This is a genomic window from Candidatus Kuenenia sp., assembly GCF_039794105.1.
Classification (GTDB): Bacteria; Planctomycetota; Brocadiia; order Brocadiales; family Brocadiaceae; genus Kuenenia.
Genome location: NZ_JBDIWA010000002.1, coordinates 17,312 through 40,663, shown reverse-complemented (window position 1 = coordinate 40,663; position 23,352 = coordinate 17,312). Strand labels below are relative to the sequence as shown.

The following is a 23,352-nucleotide window of genomic DNA, read 5'->3' as shown; positions in this document are numbered from 1 at the left end:
GAGCTTATAGGTAGTAATACGTTTTTCAAAAGACTAAAATGTTACAAAAAATGAAACAATTCAAAATATGCTCTGCTGTTAATTCCCGGCGGGTTCAGGTTTGCAACCTGAACCTATGAGTTTATGCGTATAATGGGGCAATGTACTACGGCAAAATTCCAATGCCCAAATCCCAAAATCCCTGTTTAGAATCTGGAATTTATTTGTCATTTGTTCTCCTAATAGAAGGCTGGATTGAAAGTATAAAATGTTTGGTTCAGGTTACAAACCTGAACCCGTGAATGTAGTTCCCAACTCCAGCGGCATTTAGAGGGGAGCAATTCCTTTATTATGCCTGCCGTAACGTTTCCACCACTTTCATTAAAACCTCTTTTTGTTTTTTCAGCATTTCTCTGAAATCCAAACTATCAGTATCTGTGATTTCCATGCGGAGATCGGAAAGGCTGTCTTTCAGTCTTAAGCTTATTACTGACACTATTTGACTCCTTTCAGCCTTTTAGTAGCATCATCTATTATTCCATAATTAAGTATGGTGTTCCCTGAATTACAAGACAACGTCCCTTTGGATTTTTAATGGCAACAGTTGGAGTTCATGCCGGTTAATTTTATGATTACGCTTGATATGCCAATAAAAATCAAAAATACGCCCACAAAAGCCTTTGCCTTATTATTAAGGAGTTTTATAGGTTTTTTTGCCAGGTAGGAAATGCCTGAGAGTGCGGGGATAGTGCCTAACCAGAACGAGAAAAGCAATATGCCACCCCATAGTGGATTGTGCGTAGCAACGGCTATAAGGATAAAACCATATAACCATCCGCATGGCAGTAAAGGGCTGAGTATCCCTATTAAAAAACCAGTTCTCTTGGGCGAAACCCTGGCTTCTAATAAACGCCCTACTCTTTTCTGGTAAAATAACCGTAGAAAATACGGTTGTTTTATGTGCAAATTGCCCTCTTTCAGAATACGGAATCCGATAATAAAGAAGGTTATCCCCAGAAAAATCGTTGATACAAAAGAGAGGTATTTCATTTCTGAATGGATAAATTTCGAGCCAAGAAGCCCCGCCAGGGCGCCAATGCAAAAGTATCCCAAAAAGCGTCCTATATGGTATGAAATCAGACCTGCCTTGCTGTGAGCGCTTGCGGCTAATGCCAGGCCGCCGCACATTCCTACACAGTGGACACTGCCGATAAGGCTTGCGGCAATTACTGCAAAAGGAACAAAGAAGGGTGACATCTCTCCAATGCGTTGTATTATATTATTTGACAGGTCCGGCAAGGGTTAACTCCTTTATGTAATTTCGGGTTGTTTTGTTGTTTGATGTAGCGGCAATGTGTAATTGAAAATTCAGTTGCCCTTTTTCGCTCAAAAGCGATTTGGGAAACGTTATGAAAAAATGGTTTTTTGTTGTTTTTCCCGGCGCAATCATTTCAGGATACGTCGGCGCTATAATTTCAATCCCTTTATTCCTGCTGTCTTCAGCGTGTTTAATATCCACTTCTATCTCATGAAAGCTCTGGTTTTTCAGATTCAGCGTGTAATGGTTTGAGATGAGGGGTTCTTCCCGGGATTTGGTAATTACCCGATAAGGACTTTCCTGCGCTCTCAATACGGTAATATCCAAATCAGGCCTGTTTGAAATATAGGAGGCTAATCCTATCAGGCAGGCGGAGACTAATCCCAGATAAATAATGTTTTTAATGCGCCAAAAACCTGAGGGTCTTCCTCTCAGGCCGTTTTCCGACTCATACCGTATAAGCCCCTTCGGCTTTTTTACCGTTGCCATCACCGTGTCGCATGCGTCAATGCAGGCAGTGCAGGCAATACATTCCATTTGCAGCCCTTTGCGGATATCTATTCCTGTTGGACAAACGGCAACACATTTATAGCAATTAATGCAATCTCCCGCCTCTTCCGTCTTCGGTTGCAGCCCTTTTCGCGGTTCACCTCTTTTTTCATCGTAAATTATTGCAAGGGAGTTTTCGTCCATTAATACCGATTGCAATCTTCCGTACGGGCAGATTGATATGCACAACTGCTCCCTAAACCAGCCAAAATTCAACATTACCACAATGGTGACAATACCTGTGGTCAGAAAAACCGCCCAGTTTTTAAAGGGGGAAATGGCAATCATTGAGACGAGATTTTCTGCTCCGGCAAAATATGCAAGGATTGTGTGAGAGATAACCGTGCTTATCAGAAAAAACAAAGACCATTTAACGGTTTTTTTGATTAATTTCTCTTTGTGAAAAGGCGCCTTCCGGAGTTTGATTCTCGCAATATGGCCTCCCTCCACGAAAGATTCAATTTTTCGGAAAATTGCTCCAATAAAAACCGTTTGCGGGCAAGCCCATCCGCACCATACCCTTCCCCAGGCAGAAGTGGCAAAGACGATTCCCATGGAAAAACTTGCCATCACGAAGAAGAGCATGGGCGTGTCATGCCCCCAGAATTGTAAGCCAAACAGCGAAAATCTTCTGTGTGGTATGTCAATGAGAATTGCAGGAAAACCGTTTATTTTTATCCATGGAAGCAGAAAAAATGCGATGAGCAGCGCTATTTCAACAATGGTTCTGTACTTTCTGTAGAATCCGTAAACTGCCATAGGATGGGTTATGCGAATACCCTCCTGGGGCGGATTGTAGAAGTTTTTCGACATATTATTCTTCTACAAGTTCTCCTTCCGGGTCTCTTGGGTTTTCAGGCATGGAACCGCTTAATGATTTTATATAGGCGGCTGTTCGCTGAATGTTTTCATCTGTAATTCTTCCTCTCCATGCAGCCATGCCGGTGTCGGGAATGCCCTCGCTGATTATGCTTGCTATTTCGCGTATTCCCCCTCTGCCGTGCAACCAGTAATTATCCACCAGGTTTGGCCCGATCAGTCCTTCTCCCTCTTCTCCATGGCAGGAAGAACATTTTGAGGCGTACACCTCTTTCCCCTTTGCCAATGCATCCTTGTCCGCCAGCAGCGTAGTGAGCTGCGCCTCAGTTATTTCAGGCAGTTCCAGCAGTACTTCTTCCGCCTGCGTCATATTCGCAGGTGGAACAACAGTCGCGGCTACATGCAATTTCCCGCTCCTAACGCTTCCGAAATGGTACCCAAGGTAGAAGACGGCAAAAAGGATCGTTGTATAGAAAATATACATCAGCCATGGCGGGCATGGGTTGTCATATTCGGTAATCCCGTCGTATTCATCTCCTGTCACAGGAACATCTTTTACATGAGTATCCTTGTTCATGATCGTTCCTCCTCGCGAAGCGGCAAATGGGACATATAATCATAGTGTTTTGCAGCGCCCTTCCTTTGAATCCAAAAAAGGATGCCCAGAAAAACAAAAAAGAATAAAAAAAATCCAATCGCCGCCAAATACGTATCGGTAAAATGCGCTAAAGCCTGTTGTTTCATATTATTGAACTCCTTTCTGTCCAAGCGCCTGGAGATATGCTATTAATGCAGTGATTTCCTTGTCTTCCACATTTTCTTTCACGCCTTGTTTTTTAAGAGATTCGGCAATTTCATGCGCCTGTATTTCCGCCATAATATCTGCGTCCGCCCGTTCTTTTTCTGAATAGGGAGCGCCCATTTTATGGAGGAGGGATATCTTCTTTCTTATTCCGAAAAAGTGAATCTTCTTCTTTGCCAGCCAGGGGTAGGCGGGCATAATTGATTCCTTTATGACGGCGCGGGGATTTATCATATGCATGTAATGCCAAAGGTCGGGGTATTTTTTCCCCAGTCTTGCAAGGTCTGGCCCCGTGCGTTTCGACCCCCATTGAGAAGGCCTGTCGTACATGGATTCTTCAATAATGGAAGCGTGTCCGTATCGTAATATTTCCGGAGGCATCGTCCGGACCATTTGCGAATGGCAATTGTGGCACCCTTCTTTAATATAAATATCCCGCCCTTCCAGTTCCAAAGGCGTGAATGACGCCATTTTGTTCTCCGGTGTAATGTATTTATGAATGGAAAGGGTGGGGACTATTTCAATGACAGAGCCTACCATGATGGCAATAAGCGCCAAAACACTAAACGTAACCGCCATTCCTTCAAGCCTTCTGTGTCCGTGTTCTGAAAGGAGAACGGCCTTAGGGGATACAATTATTTGTATTGTATCATTTTTTAAATCGCGGGGCGATAGTCTGATGGTCTTGCAGATGTTATACAGCAGCAGTAAGAAACCGCCCAAGAACAATACTCCCCCTATTGCGCGGAAGTAAAAGAGCGGAATTATGCGAATAACGGTTTCAATGAATTCCGGATAGACAAGATTTCCTTTATTGTCCATTTCCATCCACATCAAACTTTGTGTAATTCCTGCGGCCAGCATTGAAATGTAATAAAGAAGTATGCCTAAAAGACCTGCCCAGAAATGTATGTTTGCGAGTTTTTTGCTATATAATTCTGTTTTCCATAATTTCGGGACAATATAATATATCATCGCAAACGCAAGAAATCCGTTCCAGCCCAATGTCCCCACATGAACATGTCCTATAATCCAGTCGGTGTAATGGCCAATAGCGTTTACCGGCTTCATGGAGAGAAGCGACCCTTCAAAGGTTCCCATACCGTAAAAAGTAATGGCCGCCACAAAAAATTTAACGATTGGTTCAGTGCGTAATAAATGCCATGCCCCCCGGATCGTTAACAGACCGTTTACCATACCGCCCCAACTTGGCGCCCATAACATAACGCTGAAAATTACACCCAGGGTTTGCAGCCAGGCAGGCAGCGCCGTATTCAAAAGATGATGAGGACCTGCCCAGATATAAATAAAGATAAGAGACCAGAAGTGTAATATAGAAAGCCTGTAGCTGTAAACAGGCCTGTTTACGGCTTTTGGCAAATAGTAATACATTAATCCGAGAAAAGGCGTAGTAAGGAAAAAGGCGACGGCATTATGTCCGTACCACCATTGAACAAGCGCGTCCTGTATTCCGGCAAATACAATATAACTTTTAAACAAACTAACGGGCAGGCTTATTGCATTAATAATGTAAAGCATTCCCACGGTAATGACCGTAGCAATGTAAAACCAGATGGAAACGTACAGGTGTTTTTCATTGCGTTTCAGCAAAGTGCCAAAAAAATTAATGGCAAATATCACCCATACCAAAGCGACAAGAATATCAATAGGCCATTCCAGCTCGGCATATTCTTTCCCCTGCGTTAACCCGAGCGGTATTGTAATGGCAGCCAGTACGATAATACTTTGCCATCCCCAAAAGTGCAGCCTGCCTAAGGTATCGGAAAACATGCGTGTCTTTAATAACCGCTGAGAAGAATGGTATATGCCGGCAAAAATGGCATTGCCGGCAAATGCGAAGATGTTTGCGTTGGTGTGTACCGGCCTTAGCCGTCCGTAGGTAAGCCAGCCGGTATTAAAATTTAATTGCCAAACCGCAATTTGAAATGCCACAAATACCCCTATTGTGAAGGCGATTGCCGCCCAAACGATGGTGGCTATGGTGAACATTCTGGCAATTTTGTCATCATATTCAATTAGAATACGATTTGAGGTATCAACGTTTGATGCGCCCATGTTTCTTCTTTTCTCCAATTAAATTTAATAATTTTTTTTTTGCAACACTTCAGTTGTTTAAAGTGTTGCACTTCTTATGTTTTTTTGTTCCAGTCATCAATTAAAATTTTATGTGCTGGTGTTTCAAGATCGTCAAATTGTTCGTTTTTCACTGCCCATAAAAAGGTATATACAAAAAATGACGCTAAAACAACTGAGATGGGAATCATTATGTAAAGTATTGTCATTGTTAGATATAGTATTATTCTGTAAAAACATGTTTTTTTATGAAGTTTTTTGCCGCCCCTTCGTCCCCTCATTGTATGGGGAAGGGAAAGAGGGGTGGTCTTTAATTGCGGCGATGCTGCGATATGTTTTATCTATTAATGAATGTGAAAAACCACAACAGGGAATTATAAACAAATGTTTTGTTAAATCAAAAACAAACTTTGCCTTTCTTGCTACTGCTGGATTACTACCGGAACCAATGCCAACTTGATAGAAGAAGCCAAGCTCAAATACATCTTGGCATTGGATAGAAAGCAGATACCCTCTTGCGGTGTCAGTTAAGGCATGGACAATTTTTTCAAAAAACTAAAATGTTACGTTTTTAGAAGTAAATATTGTTGGCTTTGGGGGCGTTTTAAAATTTGTAACAGTTCATCGATGTAATTTTTGGCAATATGTATGTTGGTAAGTTTGGTGCGGTAAGCGGCGTTTACGGTGAAGGGTTGATGCTAAAAGCCTTTTTCAAAGTAAATGGAATTGCCTTAAAACATTTGCCAGTTTACTATCTTCTTTTGCAAGTTCACGCAGTACTTGCAGAAGATTTGCCGATAATCCCTGTTTTTCTATCTCTGCTATTGTCTCTTCCTTCGCCTTTTTGATTATTGTCCTGCGGTCCCAGTAGGCAAACCCTATTACACCAAGGGTAAGGGAGGTGAATATGCCTGTTATTATCCACAAAAAGCCAAACATCTGCTCAAACCTCTTATCTACCTGTTCAAACCTCTGGTTCATATCATCTCTTAAGGATTCAAACCTCTGGTTCATATCACCTCTTAAGGATTCAAACCTTTGGTTCATATCGTCTCTTGAGGATTCAAACCTCTTGTCTATCTGTTCAAATCTTTTATCCACCGAGTCCTTGAATTCGTGCATTAACACTTCAAGCCTGATCAGCCGATCCCTGTCTTCCCGACCAAAAGTTGCCTCTTCCGCAACGACTGAAGCTGAACAAATTAATAATATCAGAAAGGTTACTATGGTTAGTAATTTCATCAGAAATTCCTTAAATAACAATTAAACCGTATCTTTCCTCAAGCACTTTGGTTTTTCTGGAAGCAGGCGCAGCGGTCATCCTGTCCCAAAGTACAAAACCAATTGTTTGAGCTACTACCGCTTTCAAAGTAAATGAAACTGCCTTAAAACGTTTGCCAGTTTACTATCTTCTTTGGCAAGTTCACGCAATACCTGCAGGAGATTTGCCGATAATCCCTGTTTTTCTATCTCTGCTATCGTCTCTTCTTTTGCCTTTTTGATTATTGTCCTGCGGTCCCAGTAGGCAAACCCTATCACACCAAGGGTAAGGGAGGTGAATATGCCTGTTATTACCCACAAAAAGCCAAACATCTGCTCAAACCTCTTGTTCATATCATCTCTCAGGATTTCAAATCTTTTATCCACCGAGTCCTTGAATTCGTGCATTAACACTTCAAGCCTGATCAGCCTCTCCCTGTCCTCACTGCTAAAAGTTGCCTCTTCCGCAACGACTGAAGCTGAACAAATTAATAATATCAGAAAGGTTACTATGGTTAGTAATTTCATCAGAAATTCCTTAAATAACAATTAAAAGGGGCTTCCTTTGCACAGGCATGTGGCGGCGCAATTATTACGGAAATCGCTAAAACGATTGTAATTATTGCAGGTATGATAAAAATCTTATTTCCTGTTTTCATGGCCTGAGTCTATCAAAAACAGTAAAAACTGTCAAAAGGTATATGTAACTGTTGCGGTAAACTATTACCTTTCTTCTTTTTTCAAAAATGATGGGAGAATATGTTCAGTTAAATCATAGTGCAACGGGATTTACCTTTCTCTTAAAAATCCCAAAAAGTCCCATACAAATAATCCTGCAAAGGCTCATCATGTTATTTCTTTTACGATCTTTTGGATGCTTTCAATAAATATCGTTGCCTTTTCAAGGGTATCCAGCGAATCATCACAATTAAAGGATGCTTCCGGATAATAGTCCGCCTCTTCTCTTAGCTTCATGAGTCGTCCAATAATCTTTCCTATATCAATACTAATTTCATTTACTTTTACATAATACAAACTAAACATCCTTACTACCCCTTCGCGGCTTTGGGGAGCTATTCCTTTTAACAGGAGTGCGGCCTTTGCCGCATGATATACAGAATAATATGCGGTCGATACACTTTTATAATAAAATTTATTTTCGTGTAATACCCTTGCAGCGTTAAGTTCATCAATTGCCCTTTGCAATTCACCCTTAGCAAGAAGTTTGCCTTCTTCCTTGCCTATTCGCTAAACCATAGTATTATTCCCTCTTTTCTTATCTTCATGAAAAGTGTATTCATTTTATTATTAAAATCCGATTCGGACACAAGGACAATTGAAACTACAATATCATGTAATAATTCATACTTGTAAACAATATCAAATATCTGATACTTCATCTGCATCGGGACACTACCTTCCGTAACGAGGAGTAAATCGATATCAGAATTTTCGAGAAAATCGCCTCTTGCCTTTGAGCCATAGAGGATTGCCTTTTTTATAAAAGGATATTTTTTCGTCAATTCGGCAATGATATCTCCAATCCCAAGCCGTTCAGGATAATTTAAATGGAATATATTTATTACATCAGTTTTTTTTTACCTGTAGAGAAGCATTAAACGAATATTGCGTCTAACTTTACTTTAAAACCAATCAGGACAGATGAATTTATAATTTCGTCTTTTTGTCCCCTCCCAATAAGGATAAATTTGCCGTTCTCGTTTTTATAAGATTCAACCCATTTTTCTATTGGATCGACTATCCAGTACTCTTTTACCCCGTGTTTTGCATAAATATCTTTTTTGTGTACCAGGTCGTAATAGGCGGTAGAAGGAGACAATATTTCTATAATAATGTCCGGGGCGCCTTCTATTTTTTCTTTTTTTATTATCCCAATCCTGTCGTTTGAAATAAAGATTATATCAGGCTGATATGTTTCCTCCTCTTCAAAATATACATCAATTGGCGCATCAAAGACTTTTCCCAGTTTTTGTTTAAGCTCCGCATATTCATAAAGTAGATATTCGAGCCGTTTTGATATCTCCTGATGATAAGTGGATGGCGCAGGCGTCATGATGAGCTTTCCTCCTATTAGCTGGTATGGTGACCCTTCAGGAAGTTTTGCATAATCCTCATAGGTATAGATTTTCTTTTCATGCAGGACGGCGTCTATTTCTGCTGTTCCTTTCATTGGAATTTACTCCTTAACAAAAAATAAATTGTTTTGAAGCAATAGTTATATCACAAATAAAGAATACCATTAACAGAAAGGGAGGGGCAATGATTTTTTAAGTTACACTACAGGTATCCTTTGTAATCTTTTGTGTTTCTAAAAAACCTGTGGGGAAAAGGCTCGTCAGATATTTGTTTGTTTATTTCCCGTAAAGACATCGGGTGCAGGGTGAAATATACGGCACTGTCCGTCAGCTCTGTGTATGTCATAATATTTCACATTATAGTGTCATAATGACACTGTATCAACCACGAGTCTGTTCATATCCTTCGCGTTCTCCGGCTTCTCTGCGGTATATCAGTGTTATGAATTTTTAAGGCTGGATATTTTTTCAAGATTTTGTTTTGCTTCTGCGTAATTAGCATCTATTGCTAATGCCTTTTCAAAACAGTGCCTTGCATCGTCATGTAATTTTTTCTTGAAATACAAAACGCCCAAATTGTTATAAATAGTGGCGTCCGCATTATGTAATTCAACAGCCTTTTGGAAAGTGACAATGGCATCGTCTAAATTTTGGGTATTTACGTATGAGAGGGCAAGATTGTAGTATGCGTCATAAAGGCGGGAAGTTTCTTCCGGCGATAATTGTTGATTGGGAGAAGGGCTTGTTTCGATGGCTTTTTTATATGTGTCAATTGCTTCGATGTAAGCACCACTTTGGAATAAGGCCTCCGCTCTATTGAATAGCTCTCTAATTTGTTTTCCCCGGTAAATTTTTATTCCCCGTTGTAAAACTACATTCCTTGTATAATCCATTTCCTCTTTTTTACCAACGGTCATAGACGAACCATCTTGTCTCCACGAGAATTCGCAGGTAATTTTTTTAATGTGCGCGAATTGAAATTCCCGTGACATTCTCATCCACAAATCCCAGTCCTCATGAGACCTAAGGGTTTCGTCAAACATTCCCACTTTTTCTATGCATGACTTTTCATGCATAATGCAGAGTACGGGTATAAAGTTTCCGGTTAATATACGGTCATAATCAAAATCAAGGGAATAAGGCACATCCCTTCCTTTCGTAATATACTTTCCATCTTCTTTTTCCTGATGTGCGCGGTATGCATCAGTATAAGCCACTTTGTAGTTCGTGGTCTCCAGGAATGTAACCAGCGTTTCTATGTGATCCGGGTGAAATATATCATCATCATCGAGGTAGGCAATATACTTCCCTTTTGCAGCGTTGATTCCCGTATTTCTGGAAGCTGCGAGTCCTTTATTTTTATCGTGAACGAGGTATTTGATGGACAGTCGATCGTGGAAAGTGTCTATAACACCCGATACATCTTCACCTGCATCATTAACGACAATAGTTTCAATATTTTTATATGTTTGTGCTGCAATACTATCGAGAGTTGTTTTTAATGTATCAGGCCTGTTGTATGTGGGAACAATAACAGAAACCAAGGGATTTGTTTGTAATGTATTATGAAAATATTGAGTATCATGTCTGGTAATCTTTGAGTGATTTCTTTTTTTTGCTTCCGAGATAGCAAGGTGCGCATAATATTTTTGTTCTGCTTCTTTCTCAACAGATATGCCTGACTTTGTTACTCTCCACTTATAAAGCGGTTCGTCTATGTTGGCTACTTTGTGGCTTTCCGCAATTCTAAGCCATAAATCATAATCCTGGGCAAGTTTGAATCTTTCATCGTATCCACCAACCTGCAAAAAGACATCCTTTCGCATCATCACGCTACCATGTCCGAACCAGTTTTGTTTTGTCAGTCCTTGTTTTATCAGTACATTATCGGTCAGGACATTTATTAAAGTGTGTATCTTGTTATCTGTATCAATCTGATAATAGGAACTACCCACAAGTGCATAATCCGGATTTTTTTCAAGAAAATTGATTTGGGTTTCGAAACGATGTGGTAAAGAAATGTCATCAGCATCCATCCTTGCGATATATTTTCCTCTTGCAGTTTTGATACCTTTATTAAGAGATTTTGTCAGACCAAGATTTTCAGGATTTGTAATTATTCTTAATCTGCAATCTTCGATCTTTTTAATTATTTCTAACGAATCGTCAGTTGATGCATCATTTACAATTATAAATTCAAAGTCTTGATAAGTTTGGGTAAGTATGCTTTTTACAGAATCTTCCAGATATTTACCACCATTGTAAACCGACATTACAACGCTTATCTTTGGGTTATCAATATCTATTGGGATATATGCATTCCACTGATTGCCGTAAAATCTTCTTACACGCTCATTATGCCCTTTCAGGTACAATAACCCCCTGTCATCTGCGAATTCATAGAGTTTATTCTTTTTTACATATTGATAAAGCTCACTATCAGGTATTCCTACAAAGACGTTGTACCAGGTTACAGTCGGTTTAATTTCTTCTACCAATCTGATTGTTTGTACAATGTCATCTTCTGTTTCAGTTGGAACTCCGACGATTACGCTTGCCGCTGTCTTAATGCCGAATTCGTGGCACAGGTTAAAGGCATTTCTGGTCTGTTCAATAGTGATATCTTTTTTGAAAAAATCCAATACCTTCTGTGAACCGCTCTCTACGCCGAAATAAAATGCACGGGCGCCTGCACTATGCATCAATTCTACAATCTCCCTGTCTATGGTGTTTACCCTTGTCTCGCATGCCCATGGTATATTTATTTTCTTTTCGATAAGCAGGTTGCAGAAGGTCGTTAATCTTTTCTTGTTAAGGGTAAAATTATCTTCTCTGAAATAGATTCCCTTTGCCCCGTAGTTTTTGATCAAATATTCGATATCGGATACAATCCTTTCCGCACTGAAATATGTGTATTGTTTTCCCCAAATAGAACCTACTGAGCAGAAAGTGCATTTGAATGGGCAGCCCCGGCTTGTGTTCAAAGTAAATACAGGGGTTTCCTTGAACCATTCAACGCCCCATTTGTATGGCTGGCGTATGAAGTAATCCCATGCAGGCATGGGTAATTCATCTAAATTTTTAATAGTAGGATAACGGACAACCCTGTCTTTTACTTTATCTTCGACTATGTCGAGGATAGCCCGTTCACCCTCCCCCTGGACTATATAGTCCACAAAATCAGGAATCGTATGTAATGCCACGGTGGTATGAGGTCCACCGACCATTATCTTTCCGCGCCATTTTCCTGTTCGCCGTAAGTAGTCAAGTTTATAAAACATGCGCAGGGTGTCACGATAACAGATGGTATTTGCATAAATGCCAACATAATCTATCTTATTTCTCTGAAGATAATCTGTTTCTAGAAAGTTGTTAGGTTGAAGGTAATTGTCAATAAAAAAGACCTCATGCCCCGCATTTCTTAATACTGAGATAAGGAATCCCAATCCTATTGGGGGCCTCTTTTCTACAGTTGAAAAAGGAGATTGAGATGGGGCGGCGGAGGTGGTCAGGAGCACGCGTTTTCCCGTAGAAAAGTGTCCATTCCTTCCGGTATCTGGGCATGCAGGAGATTTTACGGGTGCATATGATTCAGGAGAAGAGTATGTCCTCTTGATTTCAGCGATCTCCCTTTGCCTTTCTTTCTGCTTTCTTCCACCATGCTCAAGCCCCTTTTTATTGTAGTAGTATAAACCCAGAAGTTCCGGTATATGGTAAATGGTATATTTCGTATTAAAAACTACCCTGAGCCAGAAATCCCAATCGCCTGCGACCTCGTATGCAGGGTTGAAATATCCAACCAGTTCGTGGAGGCTTTTTCTCCACATTACCTGCGGGCCGCATGGGTTTCTTTGGACAATAACCTCCCTCGAAAAATCGGGTCTCCTTAAGAAACCATCTTTGTGGTGATAGGCAAAAGTCTCGTTCGGATGTTCCGTCAATATTTGATCGATATAAACTATACCCACATCACTTCGGCATTCCAGCACTTCGGCCATACGTTCCAGTGCATCTCTTCTCAGTCTGTCATCAGTATTTGTATTGACAATATACTTTCCGGAAGCTGCCTGTGACCCCCGACTCCATGCCTTGTAAATAGTTTCGCGTTCTTCCGTCCTGATATATTTTATATGAGAGTACTTCTGCTGACACCGCACAACAACAGACTTCTCATCCTGCTCCGAACCGGTGTCAAAGATAATAATTTCGAGCAATCCTTTCTCATATAACGTCTGTCCGATCAGGGTTTGCAGGCATCCATGAATAAATTCATAGGAATTGTACACGGATACTACTGCAGAGACCAGATAGTTATCTTTCCTGATATCTGAACTGGCTTTTTTCTCATTTGTTAATGTCTCAGAAATTTTCTGGTTGAGATATTCCTGGTTTTCCTGAGCAATTTGATTTGAAGGATCAAGTTGAAGGACTTTTTGCAATGTCTCTTGCGCCGATTTCCAGTCTTCTTCGAGTATTTTTGTAACGGCAAGGTTGTTAAGGGCTTTTATGTTATTTGGTGATTGGTTGAGGACTTTTGTTAATAGTTCTTTTGCCCTTTGAATGTCATCATTTTGTAAGGCTTGTTTGGCTTGTTTATTTAATTCATTTGCGTTTTTTAGTATAGATTGATGCTTTTCATATAATTCTTCATATAATTTGCGGTAATTATTTGCCTGGATTTCAAGTGCATACAGTTCCTCTACCTTTTTGCGGCATTTCTTTGATAAATTTAATTTTGTTTCTTCAGAAGAAGATATAATCCAGTTAATTCCTTTTGTAAGATCATCAATGTCTTTTGGTTTTGCCAGATATCCTGTTTCTTTGTGCTCTATCATATCCGGAATGCCACCGATATTAAATCCAACAACAGGTGTTCCGCATGCCATAGATTCTAAAACTGTGTTTGGAAGATTATCTTCAAGTGAAGTGATAACAAACAGGTCGGCCATGCTATAGATAATGGAAAGTTGTTTTTGATCTGAAACATGACCAAAATTTTTAACGGGATATTTTATATTTATCAAAATGTTATCGGGAATATGTCCGAATGTGATAAGGAGAATATTTTGTTTTTCATTGTATATGAGGTTATTCAGAGACTTTAAAAGATATACAAAACCTTTTCTTTTATTAACTACAGAGTCTGCTCCAAAAAGTATTACATTTGCGGACGTTGCTATATTGAAAAACTTACGGGCTTCTTTTTTAGGGTAGGGTTTGAATTTGTCAATTGGACAACCATTTGGGATAACACTAACAGGAAATTGAGAAAACAGACTGCTTTCTGAGGCGCATCTTGCAAGCCATTTGCTCGGTGATGCAACATTTATATTAAGCAATGGATATGCAATACTTCTTTTTTCCCATACTATGCTTGAAAGGTCATTTTCTTTTCCCGATCCCAGTTGTGGACATTTCCCGCACGACGTTTTATAGCGGCTGCAATCTCCTGCATAATGACATCCACCGGTGAAGGGATTCATATCGTGCATTGTCCAAACAATAGGCTTCCCTGCCATGGAAGACGGCGCTCTTTTACAATCAAATACACCGTTCACCCAATGTAAATTTATGATATCCGCCCCCTGAACCTCTTTGATAAGATCAAGTCGAACGTCAGAATCTGCATCACGAAAGACTTCTAAACCATCAGGCCTTTTTGGATAATGAGCTAATAACATTTCCCATCTCTGCGCATGTTTCTGCCATGTTAAAGAATCATGTCTTGGAGTATCAATGCATGAAGTCATATGGCCAGAATATGTATCAGGAATCACCTTTACGCTTGGGTCTTCACTTTTTTTATTCAGGACAACCATTGTAGAATTTACGCCTATAGAAAGAAGTCCACGGTGAAGCCTGTATGCCGCCCCGCCAGCCCCGCCAAAGTCCTGCATGCAGAGGTGGACAATTTTTATTGCTTTTTCCCCTTCAGCCTTAACGAGTTTTTCCTTTTTAATTGCCTCTACGAACAATGAGTCAGGTTTACGCACCGAACCATCAGGTTCGATATCCATAAAGTAGGAATTGAAATCAGGAATACGGGATTCATCAGCGCTGCATATCCTGATTTCATCAAACCCGGCTTCTTTCAGCAATTTGGATAATGAATAACGGTCATACATCCACTGATGGTTCTGACCGGAAAGTACAAACTGGCCTACTTGCTCTTTCGTCAACGCAGACTCCGAAGTTACATGGTCTTCAGACTGGGATAAATTTGAATGGCTTCTCAGATGATTTATTGCATTGAGCACCTCAGAACCACACCTTTCTGTGACGAACGACTCGGCAGGCATAGGGTTTTGTTTCCAATATTTAAGCATCTCTCCCCCCGATACCCTTCGTACCATCTGATCAAAAAGCTCCAGCATAATCCATTCGTATCGTTTTTGCGCCTCTTGATCACCATTAAGGGATTTTTCCAATAATGTTGAATACCACTTAATTATCTGCTCAAGATCCGGAACAACCACACGAATAATCCCGCCATCTTTCAGGACGCGGTGACATTCGCTCATAAACCTTTGGGCACTGTTTTTAGAAAAGTGTTCAAGTAGATGAGAATGGTAAACTACGTCAAGGGAACCGTCTTCAAAAGGAATGCCACAGTTTAGATTGTAGGCAATTACACCAGGCCCGGTTGAATTAAAATCAACATTAACCCAGCCCTCTTTGTAATGTGAGCCACAACCGAGATTGAGCAGTTTAAGGCGTTTGTCCTGTTTGACGTTTGATATCCCTTCTGATGGTCTTTGAAACCATACGCCTGTTCCATCTATCTTTTGTATATTGAAGTGAATGCCCTTGTTTTTTTCAAATTCATGGATGGCCTTCCGGCATCCTTCCCAATAACCGTAGTCATCAACCTGGATAAAACCATTGCCGTCAACCAAGTCGTATATATTGGTCAGTATATCACGTGTTGATTCATACCAGTCGCCATCCATGTGTAGAAAAGCAATGTGGTTTATTTCGTTTCGTGTTGCCGGCAATGTATCTTTGAAATAACCTTTTACTGTTTTTACAACATCAAGCACCCCGAGTTTCCGGAATAGTTCCCGAACACATTCTTCAGGAGCAGCGCAAGTTCCTGTGCCCCATCCTGTACTATCTGCGGCAATTCCCCCATGGATATCTTCTTCAGTTGGCACAGGCATTCCCTCGAAGCTGTCAAGGGAAAAGAGGATGCGTTTCCGTTTGCTGTAACGTTTCAAAACCATTGCCAGAAGGACGGAAGACCCACCTCCTGCTACTCCACATTCGACAAAATTTCCCGGAATATCCATTTCACAAACTTTTTTTGCCAATTGATAGAGTGCAAGGAGACGTTCTTCTCCAACCATCGTGTATGGCCTGACGGTATCCAGCAGTTCCTGAAATTCGGAGTTATATTTAGTAGGTTCTGTCGTGTGGGATGTTTTTATTATATCTTTCAGCAATAATTCTGCCTCAGAATTTTGCGGGAAGTAGCGCAATTCTTCTTTTAATGCCTCAACAACGGATTCTTTTTGTCCCATACCTAAAAAGGAGAGAGCACGGGTGTAATCTAGTCCGTAAACTGGCATTTTGAAGTATTTTGCCATTACAATTAGACGTAAGGCTACTTCGAACTGATTTTCTTTAATTGCTTGTGTAGAAATATTTATTGTACTTTTGACAAAAGAATCAAATCTTTCGTCTGGCTTGGGAGAGTTAGTTTTTCTTAGATTATTGAATTCCCGCTCTAGTTCTTGTTCAATTCGTGATAGATGAATCAATTTTTTCGTTTCTTCATAGAGGGGCAGTGCTTTTTCTTTAATATATTTAAGAGTTGTTTCTTTCAACTCTTCTCTGCTTGATCCGATAATACCTTTTCTATAAAAAGTAACCGATTGGTTTTTATGTTTCTGAAATTCCTGGTTTTTTACTGCCCTTACACACACCTTTTTGTTTACTTCAAGGTCAAGAAATTCAGTTATTGATAAAAGCGCCGTAATAGGGTCTTCGTGAAGTAGTTCATATGAAACAAAGAGAATTTTAGCTCCTTTTAATGTATAGGCATTAACATAAGAATGAACGTGTTTATACCACTCACCGAGAGTATTAATGCAAAAACTATCAATATCCGCCAGGTCTTTTTTGTTACTAATATCTTTTAAAAAATGATAGTAAGAGCAAAGAGAATCTGATGCTTCTCTAAAAATATAGATGGTTTTTTGAACGAGAGGATTGAAAATATCGTGTGTTTTGATGAGTCTGTATGGAAGCTTTATTCGTTCGTCTATGTTATTTAATTGTTTTTGATGTATGTCAGGAACAATACGGTCAGTATCCTCCCAGCGATGTGTATCAGTATTTATACCATGTACCTGTAAAACGATATCTGCTAAAAGATTCCGTACCCAGGTATTGCCTGATCGGGGATAAGAAGCAACAAGGATGTCAGTGTTGCGAAGAATATTCTCATCCATTGATTGAAGTCTGTTTTGACTGGCAGTATTATTGAGGGGAAGCATAGCCTGCGAATCTTTTTTCATATGTTGACTACGCTGAATTTCCGAAATTACTCTATTAAGTAGTTTTTCATAGCATCGGCCAAATTCATATTTGGGAAAGTTTTCCATGCATCCTTTTTTTAATACTTCATATTGATCCATTAAATTATGTAGTACATTTCCTATCTCTGATGCATTATTCACAACTATTCCGCAACCGTTACCCTCCAGCAGCTCTGACATACCAGGAATGTTGTTGCCAATAATAGGTACGCCTGCTTTCATAAAATCAAATATTTTCCCTGATGATCCGGCGGCAAATTTCAGGTTAGTATCGATGGGATTATAAAACGCCAGCCCAATATCGGCAGACTGAAAAACCTTATGTTTTTCTTCCACGCCTAATATTTCCGTTGATAGAAAGATTTTATCTTTTTTAGTTTCAATTTCTTTCAGGACTTTTAATTCAAAATTTTTATCCGGTATCCAGCCATGCAAAACGAGAACGAAGTTACCTGGCCAACTGCCTACTGATTTAATGATCTGGTCGATGCAGGTAATAGGAAGAAGGGTTCCAGTGGCCAAAACTATTTTTTTGTCCTTTTGTATCTTAAATGTATCCCGAAGAAAGTCGCTTTTTTCAGAAGACGCATCTCCAAGAGAACTGTTATAAATTATCTCTATTTTATCTCTATCAAGACCATTAGTTTGGGCAAGAATATCAGCCCTTGCATTATCCTGTATCAGCGTGAACAGGGCTTTTTGTGAAAATATTCGTTCGATTTCTTTATAGGGGTCTTCCTGGCTGCATAATTCAAGGGAGTGGTAAATAAAAGGAACATTCCATGCAGAAGCAAGAAGAGCGGCCCGTATCAATCCTGCCGGATCAAAACCGATTATCCATCCATATTTTTTAGGCGATGAAGAACTATACTTTGCCGCAAATTCTAAATCTGTTGTATAGATTTTTAATCCCGAAGAAGTAGTAATTATTTGGTGGCTGTTCTGTGTTTTATTTTTATAAATTTTAATATTCTTACTCGTAATGTCTGGCGTTGCTATTCCCAGGTTATTGCAAAGTTCATTTTCCGTCATGTATATATCAACAAGATACCCCTTACTGGCAAGGTACTTGACCGTCATGACAACAGGAGTTGAAACTCCAATCCAACCGTGTGCCGTAATGAGAGCTACTGCCTGATTCTTGTTCCCGTTTGTTTCTTTACTCATTTTTACCTTAAATATTTTTGTTTAGTGTCCATTTGAGGTGTTGCAATAAAATATATACTCCATGTATCAAAGCCAGGCGACTTATTGGTCATCCACTCTGCGCATTCAACCACCTTAAGTCCTGATGCAAACAATAATTCATCTATTTCCGGCTTAAATAAATACCGCATAGGGTGAGTTTCCCTGATTTCTGTAATGTTATTGGTGACTTTGTCCACGACAAGCAGACGGTAGTTTACGTGAACCTTGTTTTCATTTGGGAATATTTCCGGTTCTGCAATCCTGATAATACGGGTTCTGTTGTTCTCAACCTCTTTTATTCTTATTTCAGGCCGCACATGCAATACAGCAGGTCCATACCAGCAATCAAAAATAAAAAGCCCGTTTTTATTCAGAGGTATCTTTACAGTTTCAAAAACAGATTTCAAATCCTCATTAGTAATTTGGTAACTGATTACATGAAACAGCGAAATAACAATGTCATAGGTTTTGTTTGCTCTGTAGGTGCGAATATCGCCATTCTGAAAATCCAGGCAATTTTTATATTCACCGACGTCTGTAAGTTTTGCGTTCGCTTTTTTGATGTTAGATTCGGAACAGTCTATGCCTTTAATATTGTAGCCTTTTTGTGCTAAGAGAAAATCATGGCTTCCCGTGCCACACCCCAGATTAAGTATCGTTTTTGCTCCGGGGTGGTGTTTTTTTATTAACCCGTCAATAAAGTCTGCCTCGGCAGCATAGTCTTTATCTTTGTAAATGAGGTCGTAATAGTCTGCATACTTGTCGAAAACTTTCATTGAAACACCTCATGCAATACTTTGGCAACGGTTTCCATTTGTCTGCCAGTTAGGGCCAAACCACTGGGTATATAAAATCCGCGGCGGGAAATCCTTTCAGCAACAGGGTAAGACTCTTTCTTAAATAATCCCATTTTCCTGAAGACCGGTTGTTCATGCATTGGCCAGAAGAATGGCCTGGTACCAATGCCTTTCTCACCCAATCGTTTCATGACTTCTTCTGCATCAAACGGGAATTCATCTTTTAGCACAATGCCATAAACCCAATAAATATTTTCTGCATAATCCGTTCTTTGTACCGGCAGGTCAATTGATTTGATATCTGATAGAAGTTCTGTATATTTTTGTCCTATTTTCCTTTTTTTTGCAACGAACATATCCAGTTGTTCTAACTGGGCGATTCCAACGGCTGCCTGGAGGTTGGTCATCCGGAAATTCCAGCCGAGTTCTTCATGGATAAACCTTTTCTTCGCCTGAAAACAGAGGTTTCTCAGTGATCGGCACTTTTCTGCCACTGTATCGTTATTGGTTAGTACCATTCCCCCTTCACCAGTGGTTACATGCTTGTTAGGGTAAAAACTCATAGTACTTATATCGCCAAAGCTGCCGCAAGGTTGTCCCTTGTAAGTCTGTCCGAGCATCTCTGCCGCATCTTCAATAATCAATAGACGGTATTTTTCTGCCAGTTCTAATATAGGATCCATGTCCACAGGAAGACCGTAGATATGAACAACCATAACCGCCTTTGTTTTTGGTGTGATTCTTGCTTCAATCTGTTTGACGTCCATATTCCATGTGATAGGATCAGAATCTACCAAAACTGGTATTGCACCTGCACGAACGACAGCGGCAGCACAGGATATTATAGTTAAGGCAGGAATAATAACCTCGTCACCTTCGCCTATGCCGAGGGCTGCAACCGCCATTTCCAGCGCAACAGAGCCGTTGCTTACAGCGATTCCATACCTTCTTGATACACGTGCAGCAATACCCTGTTCAAATCAGCGGACAAAAGGCCCTTCCGAAGATATCCAGCCGGTATCGATGCATTCTGCCAGGTATTTTTTTTCATTACCGTTTAACAGTGGTTCGTTAACGGGGATCATAGTTATCGCCACCATACAGGCACTTCCCTGAAACTCTTATACATTTCTCTACCTCAATCTCAATCTCTATTTATTAAAATCTTTCCTTATCCTCTTCACCGGCATAAGGTCCTTGTTTAACCTCAATCATTTCTGTATCTTCAAGCATCAAAAAATCATGACCGCCCGAAACAAGCAGGATTACATCACCTGTTTTCAATGTCCTGGAACTCAGATATTGTTTTTCTTCATTATAGAAATTTATTTTAACCCTGCCTTTTTTTATAAACAGGGTTTCCTGTGTATATTTAACATTTCTTGGAACGGGCTTGTGGATATGCGCCTGAATTGTATATCCGGCAGGACGTTTCATATATGCAAGCTGCTGTGAAAAATTATCAGGCGTTAAGAATTCAATGCCCTCTTTTTCATATTCGGCATAGATGATAATTGCTATCATGCGATAGTCGTCGAATATTTGTTCTATTTTATTCATGTTTTTAACATATCAAACCAGCATATCAGGGGATATAGTATTACTAGGTAAAAACTTCTTTTTTTGTAGGTTTTTCTTTGTGTCCTTTGTGGTTAAACTCTTTTTGGTTGCGGCTTTGCTGCGCTATGTTGCAACTGTCTTTCTATTTTAAACTTGGTTGTAATATAATTTAGATGCCCATTCACCCATTTTATCAATCAATGATTCCCTTTTGTTTTAAAATGTTGATGTAATTGTTGTAATTCAATGAACAATCAATTAAGTCTTTGAAATCCTTTAAATATAGTTTTAACTGCCCTCTAATCTTAGATACAATTTTATCGGGAATTTCCCCTTTCCCATGAGAGTAATGAACCCTTAATATCTTCTTATCATTTACAGTCAACCACCCATAATTATGTCCCGTAGACCGCGTCTTCAATTCCAGTTTTTTGAATAACCTTTCTACTTCATTTTTCTTCACTTTTTACAATAACCTCCTCTAAGAAGGTTAACCATTTTTTAGGGAATTTATCTAAATTGTCTCTGTCCGCCTGTAAGTCTTCATAGATATTGATTATTTCTTCACACAACCGATTAATTGCTTCAAATTCTGTATCAGCATAAGCAAATGCCTCTATATCATCTAAGGATGCTATAAAAATGTCCTTTTCCATTTCAATCGTAATATAAATAGGTTTTCTTAATATATATTTATAGTGTTTTAAAGTATTTAACGGAGTTATCTTAAAATGCCTTTCTATGCTATTAATCAATTTTCGGGAAAGCATTTTATACTGTTCATCTGTCAATATATTTGTTTGCATTTTATCCTCTCCGGGTATTTTTAAAGAATATTATGAAATTAAACACAAAATATACAACGTATTTATTACACGTTATTGACCGATTATTTAATACGTTTAATCAAACCTGGTTAAATCTGGACTTTAGTACACGTTCAACAAACTGAACTGTTGTCCGGGATGCAGTCTTCATCTCTTCTAATAACACCTGTTGATTTTTCAATAATATATCTACTGCCTGTTTATTATCCGGCTGAATAGTTAATTCAGCAATGGCGGCACGTACTGCTTCCTGCGGGCGGGCAAGCGCAGACAGACACAAAGCACGGGTTAGATTTACTTTTGGCATGTTTGGATACTGATGTACAATGGTATCTAATTTAGATAGAGCAGTAACTATGTCGTCAGAATTGATAAGGTTAAAGGCTTCCTTGAACATATCCTGAGCCGTAGCCTGCGGCCATTGTGGTTGTGTGGAGCGTTTTTGAATGTGGTCACGCACCTCTTGAATTTGTTGTTGTTCTTGTGGGTCTAACTCCGGAAGCCGGTAGTTGAAATAGTCTTCCTTCAAGACCCATTTCAAGAGTGTCTTGCTCTTTCGCACTGCTTCCTGATGGAAAAGAAACCCGTCAACGTAAGCATTATGAATCCGCTTATAAATAATTTGTTTATATTGATCATAAACAGGGATGTTTGGTGAGAATTGCTCAAATATGTGGTAGTCAGGGATTTTTATATTTGATAGACCATTATTTTTTCTTATTTGTGTATAGGAATCACAAACACCCTGATAATAATTACGTCCTTCAAAGAAGGATACGGTTAACCTTTCTCTGGGGATATAGTGCAATACTTTTACTCTAGGGTCATAGGCAGCCTTGTATCCCATCTCTTTAATTTTTAGACTTAGCCCTGTTTCTCCATCTCCTTGAAAGTGTTGCAATTTTTTAGGAATTACACATGGGTGAAAACCACCTGCTTCAAAAAACGTTTTTTTTCGTATGGCAAAGTTAAGGCTCCAGATATATATTGAATTTATATCAATTTTTTTGTCTCCAATATCCAGAAGGCTGAGATGTCCACATGTAACCCGGCCATTTTCTACTTTGCAATAGTTACTTATCCAATCAGGCGGGGAAGTGTCAAATTTGGGAATACTTGGTCCTCCAACAAGATGAACAGACGCGTCTCCAAATGCTTCTGATATTGCAGTAAGCCAATCTTCTCCCACTTCAACATCATCATCAATGAAGATAAAAATGTTTCCTTTAGCCTGCAATGCACCGCAATGTCTAGCAGACATTGAACCTGGTTCTTTTTCATATAAGTATTTTATATTATAGGAAGGGTGTTTTAAAATAAGTTCCTCTATGACTTCTTTTGTATTATCTTTCGAGCCGTTATCTGCAATAAGAATCTCATATTCTGAGGTAGGACATTCTTGAGCAATTATAGATTGAATGGTGGTGTTCAGCCACTCGGCTCGATTACATGTCGGTATAATTATTGATGCCCTAATCATTTCCACGAACTCCTTGTCGGAAGAGACTACCGCTAACCTTAGA

19 protein-coding genes and 1 pseudogene are annotated in these 23,352 nt (G+C 39.5%); all 20 read right to left on the bottom strand.

What is annotated here, in order from left to right; all coding sequences use genetic code 11:
• Window positions 1-78 precede the first annotated feature (78 nt).
• On the bottom strand, window positions 79-210 hold the full coding sequence (locus ABJL82_RS01730) for a hypothetical protein (protein WP_347272964.1): 132 nt from the start codon (window positions 208-210) through the stop codon (window positions 79-81).
• 118 nt (window positions 211-328) lie between these two features.
• Window positions 329-475 (bottom strand): hypothetical protein, encoded by a 147-nt coding sequence (locus ABJL82_RS01725; protein WP_347272963.1) that lies wholly within the window; start codon window positions 473-475, stop codon window positions 329-331.
• A 95-nt stretch (window positions 476-570) separates the two neighbouring features.
• Window positions 571-1,278 carry a sulfite exporter TauE/SafE family protein gene (locus ABJL82_RS01720; RefSeq protein WP_347272962.1) on the bottom strand — a complete coding sequence of 236 codons (708 nt, stop codon included), beginning with the start codon at window positions 1,276-1,278 and terminating at the stop codon, window positions 571-573.
• Window positions 1,259-2,659 (bottom strand): cytochrome c oxidase accessory protein CcoG, encoded by a 1,401-nt coding sequence (gene ccoG / locus ABJL82_RS01715; RefSeq protein ID WP_347272961.1) that lies wholly within the window; start codon window positions 2,657-2,659, stop codon window positions 1,259-1,261. The genes ABJL82_RS01720 and ccoG overlap by 20 nt, the downstream gene beginning before the upstream one ends.
• A gap of 1 nt (window position 2,660) precedes the next feature.
• On the bottom strand, window positions 2,661-3,242 hold the full coding sequence (locus tag ABJL82_RS01710; protein WP_347272960.1) for a cbb3-type cytochrome c oxidase N-terminal domain-containing protein: 582 nt from the start codon (window positions 3,240-3,242) through the stop codon (window positions 2,661-2,663).
• The gene (locus tag ABJL82_RS01705; protein WP_099325326.1) at window positions 3,239-3,409 is read right to left on the bottom strand and encodes a CcoQ/FixQ family Cbb3-type cytochrome c oxidase assembly chaperone; all 171 of its coding nucleotides are present in this window, start codon (window positions 3,407-3,409) and stop codon (window positions 3,239-3,241) included. The genes ABJL82_RS01710 and ABJL82_RS01705 overlap by 4 nt, the downstream gene beginning before the upstream one ends.
• Before the next feature lies 1 nt (window position 3,410).
• Window positions 3,411-5,543, bottom strand: a complete 2,133-nt coding sequence (gene ccoN / locus ABJL82_RS01700) for a cytochrome-c oxidase, cbb3-type subunit I (RefSeq protein ID WP_347272959.1) — start codon at window positions 5,541-5,543, stop codon at window positions 3,411-3,413.
• Between the two features lie 74 nt (window positions 5,544-5,617).
• Window positions 5,618-5,770, bottom strand: a complete 153-nt coding sequence (gene ccoS / locus ABJL82_RS01695) for a cbb3-type cytochrome oxidase assembly protein CcoS (protein ID WP_347272958.1) — start codon at window positions 5,768-5,770, stop codon at window positions 5,618-5,620.
• Between the two features lie 502 nt (window positions 5,771-6,272).
• Window positions 6,273-6,803, bottom strand: coding sequence for a hypothetical protein (locus ABJL82_RS01690; protein WP_347272957.1), 531 nt, complete (start codon window positions 6,801-6,803; stop codon window positions 6,273-6,275).
• A 123-nt stretch (window positions 6,804-6,926) separates the two neighbouring features.
• On the bottom strand, window positions 6,927-7,349 hold the full coding sequence (locus ABJL82_RS01685) for a hypothetical protein (protein ID WP_347272956.1): 423 nt from the start codon (window positions 7,347-7,349) through the stop codon (window positions 6,927-6,929).
• 318 nt (window positions 7,350-7,667) lie between these two features.
• A complete protein-coding gene (locus tag ABJL82_RS01680; protein ID WP_347272955.1) occupies window positions 7,668-8,027 on the bottom strand; it encodes a HEPN domain-containing protein in 360 nt (119 codons plus the stop codon).
• 35 nt (window positions 8,028-8,062) lie between these two features.
• On the bottom strand, window positions 8,063-8,344 hold the full coding sequence (locus tag ABJL82_RS01675) for a nucleotidyltransferase domain-containing protein (protein ID WP_347272954.1): 282 nt from the start codon (window positions 8,342-8,344) through the stop codon (window positions 8,063-8,065).
• Window positions 8,345-8,436: 92 nt separating this feature from the next.
• The gene (locus ABJL82_RS01670; RefSeq protein ID WP_347272952.1) at window positions 8,437-9,012 is read right to left on the bottom strand and encodes a Uma2 family endonuclease; all 576 of its coding nucleotides are present in this window, start codon (window positions 9,010-9,012) and stop codon (window positions 8,437-8,439) included.
• Between the two features lie 345 nt (window positions 9,013-9,357).
• Window positions 9,358-18,624 (bottom strand): glycosyltransferase, encoded by a 9,267-nt coding sequence (locus tag ABJL82_RS01665; protein ID WP_347272951.1) that lies wholly within the window; start codon window positions 18,622-18,624, stop codon window positions 9,358-9,360.
• Window positions 18,625-18,626: 2 nt separating this feature from the next.
• Window positions 18,627-19,421, bottom strand: a complete 795-nt coding sequence (locus ABJL82_RS01660) for a class I SAM-dependent methyltransferase (RefSeq protein WP_347272950.1) — start codon at window positions 19,419-19,421, stop codon at window positions 18,627-18,629.
• Window positions 19,418-20,527, bottom strand: a pseudogene (locus tag ABJL82_RS01655) (DegT/DnrJ/EryC1/StrS family aminotransferase). Before ABJL82_RS01655 ends, ABJL82_RS01660 begins: the two are co-directional and overlap by 4 nt.
• Window positions 20,528-20,600: 73 nt before the next feature.
• On the bottom strand, window positions 20,601-21,002 hold the full coding sequence (locus ABJL82_RS01650; protein WP_347272949.1) for a hypothetical protein: 402 nt from the start codon (window positions 21,000-21,002) through the stop codon (window positions 20,601-20,603).
• A gap of 193 nt (window positions 21,003-21,195) precedes the next feature.
• Entirely contained in the window at window positions 21,196-21,465 is a 270-nt protein-coding gene (locus ABJL82_RS01645; RefSeq protein WP_347272948.1) for a hypothetical protein, read from the bottom strand.
• Window positions 21,452-21,808, bottom strand: a complete 357-nt coding sequence (locus ABJL82_RS01640; RefSeq protein WP_347272947.1) for a hypothetical protein — start codon at window positions 21,806-21,808, stop codon at window positions 21,452-21,454. The genes ABJL82_RS01645 and ABJL82_RS01640 overlap by 14 nt, the downstream gene beginning before the upstream one ends.
• A 100-nt stretch (window positions 21,809-21,908) precedes the next feature.
• Window positions 21,909-23,309, bottom strand: coding sequence for a glycosyltransferase (locus ABJL82_RS01635; RefSeq protein ID WP_347272946.1), 1,401 nt, complete (start codon window positions 23,307-23,309; stop codon window positions 21,909-21,911).
• Window positions 23,310-23,352: the final 43 nt, after the last annotated feature.

Excerpts from the sequence above, each read along its gene's own strand:
- ABJL82_RS01730 (WP_347272964.1), bottom strand. The coding sequence starts at position 210 with ATGACAAATAAATTCCAGATTCTAAACAGGGATTTTGGGATTTGGGCA.
- ccoG (WP_347272961.1), bottom strand. The coding sequence starts at position 2,659 with ATGTCGAAAAACTTCTACAATCCGCCCCAGGAGGGTATTCGCATAACC.
- ABJL82_RS01710 (WP_347272960.1), bottom strand. The coding sequence starts at position 3,242 with ATGAACAAGGATACTCATGTAAAAGATGTTCCTGTGACAGGAGATGAA.
- ABJL82_RS01705 (WP_099325326.1), bottom strand. The coding sequence starts at position 3,409 with ATGAAACAACAGGCTTTAGCGCATTTTACCGATACGTATTTGGCGGCG.
- ccoN (WP_347272959.1), bottom strand. The coding sequence starts at position 5,543 with ATGGGCGCATCAAACGTTGATACCTCAAATCGTATTCTAATTGAATAT.
- ccoS (WP_347272958.1), bottom strand. The coding sequence starts at position 5,770 with ATGACAATACTTTACATAATGATTCCCATCTCAGTTGTTTTAGCGTCA.
- ABJL82_RS01690 (WP_347272957.1), bottom strand. The coding sequence starts at position 6,803 with ATGAAATTACTAACCATAGTAACCTTTCTGATATTATTAATTTGTTCA.
- ABJL82_RS01685 (WP_347272956.1), bottom strand. The coding sequence starts at position 7,349 with ATGAAATTACTAACCATAGTAACCTTTCTGATATTATTAATTTGTTCA.
- ABJL82_RS01670 (WP_347272952.1), bottom strand. The coding sequence starts at position 9,012 with ATGAAAGGAACAGCAGAAATAGACGCCGTCCTGCATGAAAAGAAAATC.
- ABJL82_RS01665 (WP_347272951.1), bottom strand. The coding sequence starts at position 18,624 with ATGAGTAAAGAAACAAACGGGAACAAGAATCAGGCAGTAGCTCTCATT.
- ABJL82_RS01660 (WP_347272950.1), bottom strand. The coding sequence starts at position 19,421 with ATGAAAGTTTTCGACAAGTATGCAGACTATTACGACCTCATTTACAAA.
- ABJL82_RS01650 (WP_347272949.1), bottom strand. The coding sequence starts at position 21,002 with ATGAATAAAATAGAACAAATATTCGACGACTATCGCATGATAGCAATT.
- ABJL82_RS01640 (WP_347272947.1), bottom strand. The coding sequence starts at position 21,808 with ATGCAAACAAATATATTGACAGATGAACAGTATAAAATGCTTTCCCGA.
- ABJL82_RS01635 (WP_347272946.1), bottom strand. The coding sequence starts at position 23,309 with ATGATTAGGGCATCAATAATTATACCGACATGTAATCGAGCCGAGTGG.